Genomic DNA, 13323 nt, shown 5'->3' with positions numbered 1-13323 from the left:
ATGTACAGCGCAATGGAAAAATTGTTCAGCCAGCTCATTCAGGAAATCGGCGAAGACGTTTCCCGCGAAGGACTCGTCGACACGCCCAAGCGGGCGGCGAGCGCCTTCCGGTTCCTCAATAGTGGCTATCACCAGTCGCTCGATCACGTCCTCAACAACGCGGTTTTCGAAGCAGACTCCGAGGACATGGTGATCGTCAAGGACATCGAGTTGTATTCGCTGTGCGAGCATCACCTGCTGCCCTTCATCGGTAAATGCCATGTCGGCTATCTGCCCCAGGGCAAGGTCATCGGTCTGTCCAAGATCGCGCGGATCGTGGAAATGTATGCACGCCGTTTGCAGATACAGGAGCGACTGACCAAGCAGATCGCGGAGGCGATCCAGACCGCAGTCAATCCACGCGGTGTCGCCGTCGTGGTCGAAGCCAAGCATCTGTGCATGATGATGCGCGGCGTCGAGAAACAGAACTCGGTAATGACCACCTCTTCCATGCTCGGCCTCTTCCGCAAGCAAAGCAGTACCCGGGCGGAATTCCTCGATCTCATCAACCGAAAATAAGGCGATGAATACCGGCACCGCCCGAGTCGGGGTCCTGCTGGTCAACCTCGGCACACCGGAGGCGCCGACGCCGAAAGCGGTCCGGCGCTATCTGCGCGAATTCCTGTCCGATCCGCGGGTGGTCGAAATTCCCCGCGTCCTGTGGTGGCCGATCCTCCACCTCGTCGTGCTCCGCATTCGGCCCGGCAAATCGGCCCCTGCCTATCGGACGGTCTGGACCGAACGCGGTTCGCCGCTCCTGGTACACACGCAGGACCTGCGCGATCTGTTGGCCGCGGATGGCAGGTTTGCCGCCGTCGAAATCGCCATGCGCTATGGCATTCCCTCCATCCGCTCGAAGCTGGAGGAACTGCGGAACCGGGTTGAAACGATCGTCATCCTGCCACTCTACCCTCAGTATTCGGCCGCCACTACCGGCTCGGCGTTCGATGCGGTATGCGACACCGTGAAAAGCTGGCGCCACATTCCCAGCCTGCATTTCATCGCCGACTACCACTGTTCGCCCAAATACCTGGAAGCCGTCGCCTCGAGGATCCGCTCGTTCTGGCGGGAACATGGCCGTCCCGACCGCCTGTTGTTCTCCTTCCACGGGCTGCCCCGACGCTGTATCGACCTGGGCGATCCCTATGCCGGCCAGTGCCAGGTCACGGCGCAAGGCATCGCCCGCCTACTCGGTCTGAGCGATGATGAATGGCTGCTGGCCTACCAGTCGCGCTTCGGCCGGGCCGAATGGCTCAAGCCCTACTGCGTAAACCTCCTGCGGGAACTTCCGGACCGCGGCATCCGGCGAGTGGATGTAGTGTGTCCCGGTTTCGCGGTGGATTGCCTGGAAACCCTGGAGGAAATCGCGATCACCAACCGCAAAGAATTTCTCGCTGCCGGCGGAACATCCTATCGCTACATTCCCGCCCTGAATGCGAGTCAAGAGCATGCCGATACCCTGATCAATCTGCTGGAGCCTTACCTGGCCTTGCCCGCCTGACTGGCCCGGTCGCAAGTTCAGGCCGCCATTGCCAGGAAGCCTTCCTCGGGGATCCCCTTTTGACACCACACCCCTTCCTACGCGCATGACCCGCAAGTTTCTTTACCTGTCGGCGTTGGCCTTGACGGTCGCACTGATCAGCTACCTCGCCTACCAGGATTCCGTGATCCGCGAAAAATTCGAGGGGCGGCGCTGGGCTCTGCCAGCCAGGGTGTATGCCATGCCGGTTGAACTCTATGCCGAAGCACCGATTTCTGCAGATCAACTGGTGTGGATGCTGGATCAGCTCAAGTACCGGAACGACGCCGGGCTGACATCTCAAGGCAGCTATTCGCGCCGGGGCAACGAAATACAGCTCCGGACCCGGGAGTTCCTGTTTCCCGACAAATCCGAACCCTCTAGCAAAGTCAGGGTACAGTTCGACGGCGGTAGGGTACGAGCGCTGGAAAGCCTGGATTCGGCCGAGTCTCCCCCCCTGGTGCGGCTGGATCCGGTGCAGATCGGTAGCTTTTATCCCGCGCTAAAGGAAGACCGTATACTGGTCAAGCTCGAGGAGGTGCCCAAGTCGCTGATCGACGCGCTGCTCGCGGTCGAAGACCGTGATTTTTATGAACATTTCGGCCTCTCCGCCAAGGGCATCCTGCGGGCCACCTGGCAGAACGTCAAGGCGGGCGGCTTCGTCCAGGGTGGCAGTACACTGACCCAGCAACTGGTCAAAAATTTCTTTCTGAGTTCCGAACGTACCCTAGGGCGTAAGATCAGCGAAGCTTTCATGGCGCTGATTCTGGAAGCCCGCTACAGCAAGGCTGCGATTCTCGAGGCTTATCTCAACGAAATCTACCTGGGCCAGGACGGCACCCGCGCCATCCACGGCTTCGGTCTGGCGAGCCAGTATTATTTCAGCCGGGCCCTCAACGAATTGGAACTGCCTCATGTGGCGCTGCTGGTTGCCCTGGTGCGGGGACCGACCTATTACGATCCGCACAAACACCCCGAGCGCGCCCGGGAGCGGCGGGACCGCGTTTTGGATGCGATGGTGGAGCAGCGATTCATCACGTCCGCCGAGGCCGACGCCGCCAGACAGCGGCCGCTGGACGTGATCAGGAATCCGCACCAGGCCATCAGCCGTTATCCGGCCTTCCTCGATTTGATCCGGCGCCAGCTTCAGGAGCAATACCGCCCCGAGGATCTGACCTCCGAGGGGCTGCGCATTTTCACCACACTCAACGTGTTCGCCCAGGAGCATCTGGAGTCGGCGATCACCAAAACCCTGGCGCGGCTCGACCACTCGACCCGGCCGGACGGTCGGCTGGAAACCGCCGCCGTCTTCACCCGGCGGTCCAACGGTGAGATCGCAGCCCTTGCAGGGAGTCGCGATGCCGAGTCGTCGGGCTTCAACCGCGCACTCGACTCCGTCCGCCAGATCGGCTCCCTTTACAAACCGGTGGTTTATCTTACCGCCCTGGAGCAGCCCGGCGGCTATACCGTCGCCACCCCCCTGCTGGACGAACCCATCAAAGTGGACGGTGGCGGCAAACCCTGGACGCCCAAAAATTACGATGGCAAAGAACACGGACAGGTGCCGCTCCACACGGCGTTGGCCCATTCCTACAATTTGGCGACCGTGCGACTAGGCCTTGGCCTCGGCATCGAACGCACCGCCGAGACGCTCCGAAAGCTGGGTGTGAACCGCGAAGTGGAAACCTATCCCTCACTGCTGCTAGGCGCGGCCAACCTGTCACCGATCGAGGTCGCCACCCTTTATCAGACACTCGCGAGTGACGGTTTCGTCACGCCGCTGCGCGGAATCCAGGCCGTCCTGTCCCAGGACGGCCGGACCCTGCAGCGATTCGGACTGGAACTTCGCCAGGCCGTGGATCCCGGGGCTGTCTATCTGCTGAACACCATCCTACAGGAGGTCATGAGCGAGGGAACCGGCCGTTCGGTCTACACCTACCTGCCGGAGGACTTCCATGTCGCCGGCAAAACGGGGACGACCAACGACATGCGCGACAGCTGGTTCGCCGGTTTCAGCGGTGACTATACCGGGGTGGTCTGGGTGGGGCGCGACGACAACCGCCCGGCGGGTCTGACCGGGGCCCGGGGAGCTTTGCAGATCTGGGGCGCCACGATGCAGAAGCTGGCGAAGGAGCCCCTCGATCTCATCCCGCCGGACGACATAGTCGTGCTGCGGGTGGATAGACATACGGGGCTGCGCGCCGATGAGGGCTGCGCAGACACCCAGGAATTGCCATTCGTCAAAGGCTCGGAACCGGCGGCCTGGGCACCTTGTGCCGAAGGTGGCGAAACCGGCGGAGATTCATGGTTCCGACAACTGTTCTGACGACCCCGGCGATTCCAGGCTGCCGCACCGCCCGGTTTTTTTACATCGAACGCCAAAAGGGCGGTCTCAGTCACGATAGCGCAGGTCCGTTTCCAGACGTAGCGCGTGCTCCATACGCCATTTGGTGAACTCCTTGGGGCTCAGCGGGCAGGAGAACAGATAACCCTGTCCGAAGTCACAGCCCTGTTCCAGCAGGATGCGCCGCTGTTCCTCGCTTTCGACCCCTTCCGCGATAACCTTGAGCCCCAGGCTGTGGCCCAATGCCACCACCGTGCCGGAAATGGTCCTGTCATCGGCATCGAAGGCGATATCGCGGACGAAGCTCTGGTCGATTTTCAACGTAGCTATCGGCAGGTTCTTGAGATAGGACAGGCTAGAATAGCCGGTGCCGAAATCGTCGATCGAGAGGCTGCATCCCAGCGCGATCAGCGCCTGCAGCACGACCATGGTCTGGCCGTCGGCATCCAGCAAGGTGGATTCGGTGAGTTCGAGCTGGAGGGACGAGCCCGGTACGCCATAACGGCACAGCAACGACTCGACACGCTGCACCAGCCGTGGATCGCGGAAATGACGGGCGGACAGGTTGACACCGACGGTGATCGGCGCCAGATCGGCTTTCTTCCATTGGGCAAGATGGCGACACGTGTCCTCGAGCACCCAGTCGCTGACGGCGACGATCAGATCGTTGCTTTCCGCAATCGGGATGAACTGATCGGGCGATAACAGGCCCCGCGCCGGATGCTGCCAGCGCACCAGGGCTTCGGCCCCAACCAGTTGCCCGCTGGCCAGATCGATTTCCGGCTGGAAAAAAGTCCGGAGCTCGCCGACGGAAATCGCCTCCCTGAGTTCGGAAAGCACGGTCAGGCGCGCCAAGATGTCCACGTTCATCCCGGGATCATAGAAACGGAACCGATTGCGGCCCTGCTGTTTCGCATGGTACATCGCTGTGTCCGCGTTGCGGAGCAGGGTTTCAAAATCGGTTCCGTCATGGGGATAAAGGGCGATGCCGATGGAGCCCGTCACCGCAAACGCCTGGCCCGAATGCTCGAAAGGCTTGCGCAGCGCGACCAGGATCTTTTCGGCGACCTGCGACACCGCGTCACGACCGAGGTCCGGCAGCAGCAGCGCGAACTCGTCTCCCCCAAGGCGCGCGACCGTGTCCGTATCGCGGGTGAATTCCTTGATCTGCGCTGCCACCCGGACCAATAGTTCATCGCCTACCTGGTGTCCCAGGGAATCGTTGACATCCTTGAAATGATCGACGTCCAGGAACACCACCGCCAACTCCTCCTTGCGGCGTTCCGCCAGCGCCAAGGCGTATTCCGCCCGCTCCATCAGATAGCGCCGGTTGGGCAAAGACGACAAAGGGTCATAATAGGCCAAGTGGTGGATGTGCTCTTCCGCCGCCTTGAGGCTGGAAATGTCTGCGGCGACGCCGATGTAGTTGACCGTGGCGCCGGCCTCGTCGCGAACCGCCACAATCGTCTCCAGCACCGCGAACAGCTCGCCATTCTTTCGCCGGTTCCAGAATTCGCCCTGCCAGGACCCTTCCTGGTCGATAGCCCGCCACAGTGCCGCATAGTATTCTTTGCCATGGCGGCCGGACTGCAGGAAAGCCGGCGTCTTTCCTACCGCCTCCTCCGGACTGTAGCCAGTCATGTCGCTGAAGGCCGGATTGACAGCCACAATCACGCCGTTCGCATCCGTCACCATGATCGACTCGCGTACCGCTTCGAACACCTTGCCGGCCAACATCAGGCGTTCGTCGCCTTTTTTCCGGTCGGAAATGTCGATGCACGAGCCGATATAGCCGATGAATTCGCCGCCGGCGTCGAACCGCGGCGTCGCCTTGCCCAACATCGTGCGGTATTCCCCGTCGCGACGGCGCAGGCGGTATTCGATCTCGAACGGCTTGCGGGCAGCGAAGGCAGCAGAGTAGGCTCCGGTCCAGCGGGAACGGTCCTCGGGGTGCACACCCTCCAACCAGCCGTCAACCAGTTCGTACCCCAGCGAACGTCCGGTGAAATTCAGCCACATGTCGTTGAAAAAGGTGCAGGCACCTGCGGTATCGCCCATCCAGATCAACACCGGCGCCGAATTGGCCGCCAGCCGGAACCGCTCCTCGCTTTCCCGGAGCCGCATTTCGCTCCGCGCCCGCTCGGCATCATGGGCCAGGATGTCCAATGCGAAAGAGACGTCCATGGCCATGGTGTCGAGCACGGCGACAATATCTTCCGAAAAGAAACCCGGTTCACCCGCGTAGAGGTTGATCGCACCTACCACTTCTCCGAACCGCCGGATGGGAAAAGCGCCGGAGGCACGCACTCCCGCAGCAATACCCGCCTCATGCCATGGCCGTGTCAGGGGGTCGGCAAGAAAATCATCACTGATCATGTGCCGGCCGGCGGTCACGGCCATGTGCGTGAGATCGTGATGTTGCGCAGCAGCCGCCCCGGACACATGCAATCTCCCCAGGTAACCGGCATCATCGCCATAGCGGGCAACCGGGACGAGGGTGCTGGTTTCACATTCGAGCATCCCGATCCAAGCGAAGCGGAAGCCGCCATTGCGAACGGCAATCCGGCAAATCGCGTCGAACAGATCCTGTTCACAGGTGTGGCGGACGATGATCTGGTTGGTCTGCGCCAGCAGGCCGTACAGGTTCTTCTGCCGGGCCAGCGCCAGCTCGATGCGCTTGCGCTCGCTCACATCCCGCACGATCGCCTGGACGAAATCGGAGCCGTCCACGCTGATCAAGCGGATGCTCAACTCCACCGGAACCGCGCCTCCATCCTTGCGGGTATGCACCGACTCCCAGACGCCTCCACCGCGGGCGAGCGCTTCATCCAGGCGTATCTGCTGGACAGCTTCTGCATTCCCGGCCACGATATCGGCCAAGGCCAACCCGATAAGTTCTGCCCTGGAGTACCCATAGAGTTCCAGGGCGCGGTCATTAGCGTCGACGATGTGATGATCCCGGTCCGCGAGAAGAATGGCGTCATTGGCGTATCTGACGAAATACTCGAAGCGTCTCAACAGGTCGGCCCTTTCCCTTTCCGCCTTGAGCACGGCTTGCAGGTGATTGCGCTCGGACCGGCGCCCGAGCAGTGCCGCCCCGGCCGCCAAGGCGCCGAGCAGTGCCAGTAGCGAGGAGCCGAGAAAAAAGGGCTGATTTTCCTGCGAGAGCTGAGTCGCAGTGGCTTCGGCCATGACGTACCAGCTGGATCCCGGAATCGATTCTCCCAACGACAGCAGTGTTACACCGCCATCACGTTCCTGTGTGAGCAGGCCGCGATCCCCCTGGGTGATCCTGAGCGCCGCTTCGGAAAGCGGCTTCGCCGGCGACGAAGGCGTTCCCTCACGCGCCAGAAAGTCGCGATCCAGGGAAACCATACGGTTTCCCCCCTGACCGATGAAAGAAATCTCCGGTCTGAACTGTGACAGCGATTCCAGCAATGCACGCAGGAAATGCCCGGCATCGGCCACCATCACGATGGCGCCCACGAGCCGATGCTCGCCATTCACTTCGTGCGATACCGGGATGAACACATCGGCCAGAAGTTCCGCTTGGTTTTGCGAAAGGTACCAGTCACCGAGGAGCGGACGTGCACCCTCGTCTACCATTGGCATAGGAACACGCTCGTAGAAGCCGCCTCGATCGTCCCCACCCTGGGGCGTCAGCGACAACCGGATGCGGCCGGCCACGTCGAGCAGCAGAACATTTCGGTAGGAGCCCATGGCCAGGAATGACTCCATTCGGGATAGCACAAGCTGAGTCGAGGCCGTCTCCTCCTTGTCCGCAGCCAACCAGGCGGCGGCGGCCGCGAGGAATGGCGCATTCCCGGCCACTTGCTCGGCATCGGCCAACCGCTCGGCGCGCCAGTGCGCAACATGCTGAAACTTCGCCTGAACCACTGCTGCCAGGGTTTCACTGGCGTGCAGGCGCGACTGCTGTACATAGGATAGACAGAACTGTAACCCTCCAAGGAGGGTAGTGAATAGCGCCAGCGCGACGATGACCGACCATGGGAGGAAGCGCCGGAACGGCTGCAACACCGCCAACCGCTTAGCGCGAGGTGCTGCCCCCTTTGCCTCGTTACTCATGGATACCTCAGGAAAGAACACGACAACACAGGGCGCGGCCACGCCTCGCGAAAGTGGGTTACAGCCTGAACCTGCCGATTTCGGTCTGCAGCTCCTGCACTGCAGTGTGGAGTCTGACCACCATTGAGTTCAAGTGCTCGGCCGACTCCGCCACCCCCTGGGCTTCATCGTTCCACGCAACCATCGCCTCATTGATCTGGCGAGCACCCTCTGCCTGCGCTCGCATTCCTTCATAGACCCGGCCGAAACCGGGCACCAGATGGTCGATCCGCTCCAGGACGGTAGTGAAATGGTCCGCCAGTCTCCGCACATTTGACAGACCGGCCGTCCTCATGTCCTCCTGGAAAGACTCCAGAACCTGGACACCGCCTGCAACCACCTGCTGCATGTCGCGCACCATCGTCTCCACATCCAGCGCCGCGACGGCGCTCTGATCGGCCAGCCGCCTAATCTCGCCAGCGACGACAGCGAACCCCGCTCCCTGCTTCCCTGCTTTTTCGGCCTCGATCGAGGCATTCAACGAGAGCAGATTGGTTTGCACGGCGATATCCGTCATGGCATTCATGATCCTGTTGATGCCCTTCGCCTGTTCTCCGATGGCGGTGAAACGCTCTACCACGGATGACATCCCCTCGTTCATACGGCGCATCGCCGCCTCCGTTTCCCCCAGGCATGCCCTCCCGGCCGAAGCGACTTCCGCGGTCGCGGCCACCGCACCGGCGACATCCGCGACGTTGCGGACCATCTCGTCGCCAGTGGTCGAAATCTCACGGACCGACGCGGCGATCTGCTGTGTCAGAGCGCCGAACTCGTGCGCCAGGCTTTCTTCATGCTGGGCGGCCACGGTGATTTCATCGCCAACAGCCACCAATTGATCGCTGGACCGCTTCACCCGCCCGATCAAATCGGCCAAAGCCTGCCGCATGGCATCCATGGCCCGCAGCAGGTCACCGATTTCATCCGGCCCGGCAATGTCCAGTCGTGACCCCAGATCGCCAGCCGCCACCCGCGCCGCGGCACCCGCAGCGTCCTCGATACGCCGGCTCACCGCCCGCAAGGCCAGGAGAGCCATGCCCAGAACCGAAGCGAGCACCACCACGGACACGCCCGCCGCCCCCTTGACCACATCGCTTAGGCCAGCCAGGATTTCAGCGCGACTGGCCGCCAGAACCAGCGTCCAGTCGCCAGTCGCCAGTCGCGTCGAGACGACATAAGTTGCGGTGCCGTCGCGGGGATCCGGCGCCAGCTGGAAAGTCCCTTTGCCCGTATCGAGATATGCCAGCTCCAATGCTGGCAACCAGGGGGTATCTTCGATACGGCGGGCCCGCATGGATGGATCGACCGTCGAGGCGATGACACGCCCTCGCTGGCTCAAAAGGAAAAAACCGCCGGATTCGTGGCGATGTATTCTCCGAAGGGTGTCGTCGATGTCGTTGAGCGCCGTGTCCACCCCCGCGATTCCCAGGAACCGCCCATCCCGCAGCAAGGGAACCACGTGCTCCACCATGTATTTTCCTTCGTACTCATAAGGTTCGGTCACCATCGTGAAGGACTGGCCTGGCGTCCCGTTTACGGAATGCCGGTAAAGCCGGCTGATTCCACCGGGCAGACTGACACCCTCCTCCTCGGTTTTTCCTTCTTGCCTATTCTTGACACCGCGGTAATAGTAACTCGACTCGGTGTTTACCAACGGCGACAGCCGGATTCGCAAGGGGTCTTCGCGGTCGCGAAACCAGTAGGGTAGAAACCGTCCTTCCCGGCTCACCGCATCCCGCGGAACCCCATCGGTCTCGGCAGCGGAACGGTCATGGCCGTCGCCGTCGGGCTCATAACCGAAATAAGCGCCAGTAAACTCCGGAAAGGCTTCCAGGATCCTGCGGGCGAATTCCAAGGAGACCGGTCGGTTGCCGAACAACCCCGCTTCTTGCGCCAGCGCCATGGTCTTCGGGACGGTCGAGGCGGTGACATTGGCGAGATCTATCCTCAACCCGGCCTCGTTGACCTCGGCGCGGAGCCTCAACTCCGATTCCCGCACCAGATCCCGGTAATAGTTCCAAATGACGAAGCCCAGCATCGAGACCATGGCCAAAGCAAAGGGAAGAAAGCAGGCGAGCAAAAGCCGCGCGCGCACCGTCAGCCGGAGTCGCATGTCGAACCCCTAAGACAAAGCCAATGGGCTACGGCGGAACGCAACCCCCACGGGGCAAGAGGAGACGGCATGTGGCATTACGGCTCGGCGCTAGGCATGCTGCCTCTGTCCAAGGGACTGGGATCGCCCTTGACCCGCATCAACCTGGCGACTCGACGACTACTCCATCCCGAACTTCTTTCCATGACCAACGGCCCTCCGGTTCCAAGTCCAGCACGGCGTCGTAGAACGACAGATTGTCGTGACTGTTGCCAAGTGTGATGTAAGCGATCGAATGGTCATGCAGCATTTGCAACACCCGGTTCAGTTGCTCGGCATCGAGGGCGGTTCCCGGCCGGTCCAGGAACACGAAACGAGGTTCCAAAAGCAGGAGATGCGTGAACGCCAGAAGCTGCTGCTCCCCCAAGGACAGGACGTCATCCCAATCGGCTTCCGTATCCAGCCCGCCGACCCGGATCAGGATGGAATCGATGTTCAAAGACCGCAGAGTCGCTATGATCCGCTCGTCAGGAATCTGATCCTCACCGCCCGTGCGCAGCAAGGATTCACGCAAAGTCCCCGGAGGCAGATACGGCCGTTCCGGCAGAAACAGGGTATCCTCCAGACCGGGACGAATGATCTTTCCGGTTCCCGCGTTCCAAAGATCGGCCGTCGCTCTGAACAAAGCCACCTTCGCAGTCTGATTCTCGCCCCGGATCAGCAGGCGGCCGCCCGCGGGAATCTCCACGGAGAGTTGGTCGATCAGCACCCGGCCGTCCCGTGGCGAGTACAGGGTCAGTTTCTCATAAGCGATCCGATCACACATCTCGCAGACTTCGATGGGAGAAGTGGTTTCCGAGCGCACCTTCTCCACGGCCTGAATCAGACCGCGAAGGCGGGCTATGACCGCAGTGTATGCCGAAATGGATTGAAACTGAGTCACGATCAGCGAGAATGCACCGAGCAGATAGGTGAATGCCATCGTCGACTGGGTGATCACCCCGAACTCGACCTTACCCTCGATGAACAAGGGTGCCACCACCAGTGCTGGTATGACCGGGATCAAATAGTTGTACCAGGTCGTGAAAAACCCGAGATTGCGATTGACCGCGATCAGCCTCCGGAAATTGGCGGTGAGGGCTTCGAGCTGACGCAGCAGGCGGGACTGAATCCGCCGTTCCCGATGCAGCAGGGCGATGGATTCGGCATTTTCGCGGACATGAAGGAGACCTGCGCGAAAATCCGCTTCGCGGTCGAGCTGATCATAATTGAGTTGGACGAGGGGCCGCCCCAGCCGAACCGTGAAGTAGGAGCCGGCCACGGCGTAGGCGACCGCGACCCCGAACAGCAGCGGACTGATGCTCCACATCACGCCGGAAAAAGCCAGCACAGTGAACGTACTGTTGAGAAGCATCAAGGTAAAAGAAAGCGTGGTGACGGTGAACGCCTTCACGTCTTCGGCGATACGCTGGTCGGGATTGGCGACCTCCTGGCTCTCGTCGAGACGGTAATAAACGCGCTCGTCCAAATAAGCATTCAGCAATCTTCGAGTCAGCCATTCCCGCCACAACAGACCCAGCCGTTCCTCACAAAACCGGTAGATCACCGCAGCGACGGTGGTGGCAGCGAATACCCCGAGATAGATCACCGCATACCAGACGAAGCCGCCCATGTAGCGATTCTCGATCGCGGTCATGAAATCCCGGCCCACGTAGCTGTTCAGCACGTTCAGACCGTTGATCGCCAGCATCAACGAAAGAAGTGAAACAAATAGGATCTTGGCCTTCCAGCCCACCTCCGAGCCGGCGAAATCCCGTACACTGCCAAGGATGCGCTTGACGATCAATCCGTGTTTTGAGACTTGTTCGGCGCTCATGTTTGTTCTTCTCGAATGCTTATCCCGCAGATGCCGACGACGGTCCACCCATGAAAGGGGGCGGCCGACCGGACCGCGCCTCACCCTGCCGGCACCGGAACCGGACGGCGTTGAGGCATTATCGACAAAACGCGGCAAGACACAATCGAGGCGTCTTGGACAAACGGCTGCCTTTCGCCGGATCAGCAAATGCGGGGCAGCGGATCGTCTTCGAGCTCCGGGAGGATTCTTTCACCGCCGAGGGAAGTCTTAAGAACAACTCGCGGCGCACCCGCCTCGATCGTGCCCGCAATGCTTGCTTCCGGGAATCCGCCACGATGGAGCGCTGCGAGCGCATCTGTCGCGGCTGCAGCATCGACCACAGCCACGACTCTTCCTTCGCAGGCCAGGTAATAAGGATCGTAACCCAGAATCTCACATACACTGCGGACTTCCGGCCGGACCGGCACATCCCGTTCGATGAGGCGAACGGTCGCCCCGACGGCGCGGGCAATCTCGTGTGAGACGGTCGCCACGCCGCCACGGGTGGGATCTCGCATGAAACGCAGCCCTGGAAAGCCGAGCAGAATGTCGGCAATCGGCAGAACGCTCCCGGCGTCGGAGCGGAGGTTGCCAGACAAACCGAACTGCTCCCGGGCCAGCAGGACGGCGGCGCCATGATCCCCCACCGGACCGCTCACGATCACCCGGTCACCCGGGCGAACACGGTGCAAGCCCAGATCGACGCCCGGCCGCCGGCGCCCTATGCCGGTGGTCGCCAGATAGAGCCCGCCACCCTGTCCCCGCCGGACTACCTTGGTATCCCCGGCCAACACCCTGACACCACAATCTGCGCAGGCTCGTGCCATGGATGCAACGATCCGCCCGAGAATCGCGATATCCAGCCCCTCCTCGATGAAAACGTTGAGGCTGAGGAAGCGTGGCACTGCCCCGGACACGGCGAGGTCGTTGACAGTACCATGTACCGCGAGACTCCCGACGTCACCACCGGGGAACTCCAGGGGCTCTACGGTGAAACCGTCCGTGGTGATCATCCACTCGTCGCTCCCGGTGTCCAGCGGCAGCCTTACCGCATCGGCCGCAGTATCCAGTTCTTGCTGGCCGAGGTGGAAAGCGAAAATTTCTTCGATGATTTCCCGCATCAAGCGGCCGCCGTTACCATGGGCCAGAGAAATCCGAGCGGTATCACGACAGGTGTCGTCAGTCATGAGGAGTGGCAGGAAGACGTCTTGAGAATGGACCGAGATGGTAGCAGAGTGTGGAGTCAGCGGAGCGGCCGAATAAAGTTTGTTGACATCCCATTCACGACCGGTATAATTTGCAAAATCAGA

Annotated in this window: 7 protein-coding genes; 3 read left to right on the top strand and 4 right to left on the bottom strand. The window is 61.3% G+C overall.

The features are described from left to right. The 3 genes from folE (at window position 1) to mrcB (ending at window position 3884) form a co-directional block, all read left to right on the top strand. On the top strand, window positions 1–558 hold the full coding sequence (folE, locus tag N4J17_RS12770) for a GTP cyclohydrolase I FolE (protein ID WP_198321572.1): 558 nt from the start codon (window positions 1–3) through the stop codon (window positions 556–558). A gap of 4 nt (window positions 559–562) precedes the next feature. Further along, window positions 563–1540 carry a ferrochelatase gene (hemH, locus tag N4J17_RS12765; protein WP_198321571.1) on the top strand — a complete coding sequence of 326 codons (978 nt, stop codon included), beginning with the start codon at window positions 563–565 and terminating at the stop codon, window positions 1538–1540. An 85-nt stretch (window positions 1541–1625) separates the two neighbouring features. Then, a complete protein-coding gene (gene mrcB, locus N4J17_RS12760; protein ID WP_198321570.1) occupies window positions 1626–3884 on the top strand; it encodes a penicillin-binding protein 1B in 2259 nt (752 codons plus the stop codon). Between the two features lie 66 nt (window positions 3885–3950). Here mrcB and N4J17_RS12755 read toward each other — a convergent pair whose 3' ends face one another. The 4 genes from N4J17_RS12755 to hypE form a co-directional block, all read right to left on the bottom strand. Next, window positions 3951–7988 (bottom strand): bifunctional diguanylate cyclase/phosphodiesterase, encoded by a 4038-nt coding sequence (locus tag N4J17_RS12755; RefSeq protein ID WP_198321569.1) that lies wholly within the window; start codon window positions 7986–7988, stop codon window positions 3951–3953. Between the two features lie 58 nt (window positions 7989–8046). Further along, window positions 8047–10137, bottom strand: coding sequence for a methyl-accepting chemotaxis protein (locus N4J17_RS12750; protein ID WP_198321568.1), 2091 nt, complete (start codon window positions 10135–10137; stop codon window positions 8047–8049). A 139-nt stretch (window positions 10138–10276) separates the two neighbouring features. Next, entirely contained in the window at window positions 10277–11992 is a 1716-nt protein-coding gene (locus N4J17_RS12745) for an ABC transporter ATP-binding protein/permease (RefSeq protein ID WP_198321567.1), read from the bottom strand. Between the two features lie 182 nt (window positions 11993–12174). After that, the gene (gene hypE / locus N4J17_RS12740) at window positions 12175–13200 is read right to left on the bottom strand and encodes a hydrogenase expression/formation protein HypE (protein WP_198321566.1); all 1026 of its coding nucleotides are present in this window, start codon (window positions 13198–13200) and stop codon (window positions 12175–12177) included. Window positions 13201–13323 lie beyond the last annotated feature (123 nt).

It is taken from the genome of Methylococcus capsulatus (assembly GCF_036864975.1).
Lineage (GTDB): Bacteria > Pseudomonadota > Gammaproteobacteria > Methylococcales > Methylococcaceae > Methylococcus.
Note: the sequence above shows the minus strand (reverse complement) of the source record. Positions and strands in the feature narration are given on the sequence as shown.

Excerpts from the sequence above, each read along its gene's own strand:
- folE (WP_198321572.1), top strand. The coding sequence starts at position 1 with ATGTACAGCGCAATGGAAAAATTGTTCAGCCAGCTCATTCAGGAAATC.
- hemH (WP_198321571.1), top strand. The coding sequence starts at position 563 with ATGAATACCGGCACCGCCCGAGTCGGGGTCCTGCTGGTCAACCTCGGC.
- mrcB (WP_198321570.1), top strand. The coding sequence starts at position 1,626 with ATGACCCGCAAGTTTCTTTACCTGTCGGCGTTGGCCTTGACGGTCGCA.
- N4J17_RS12755 (WP_198321569.1), bottom strand. The coding sequence starts at position 7,988 with ATGAGTAACGAGGCAAAGGGGGCAGCACCTCGCGCTAAGCGGTTGGCG.
- N4J17_RS12750 (WP_198321568.1), bottom strand. The coding sequence starts at position 10,137 with ATGCGACTCCGGCTGACGGTGCGCGCGCGGCTTTTGCTCGCCTGCTTT.
- N4J17_RS12745 (WP_198321567.1), bottom strand. The coding sequence starts at position 11,992 with ATGAGCGCCGAACAAGTCTCAAAACACGGATTGATCGTCAAGCGCATC.
- hypE (WP_198321566.1), bottom strand. The coding sequence starts at position 13,200 with ATGACTGACGACACCTGTCGTGATACCGCTCGGATTTCTCTGGCCCAT.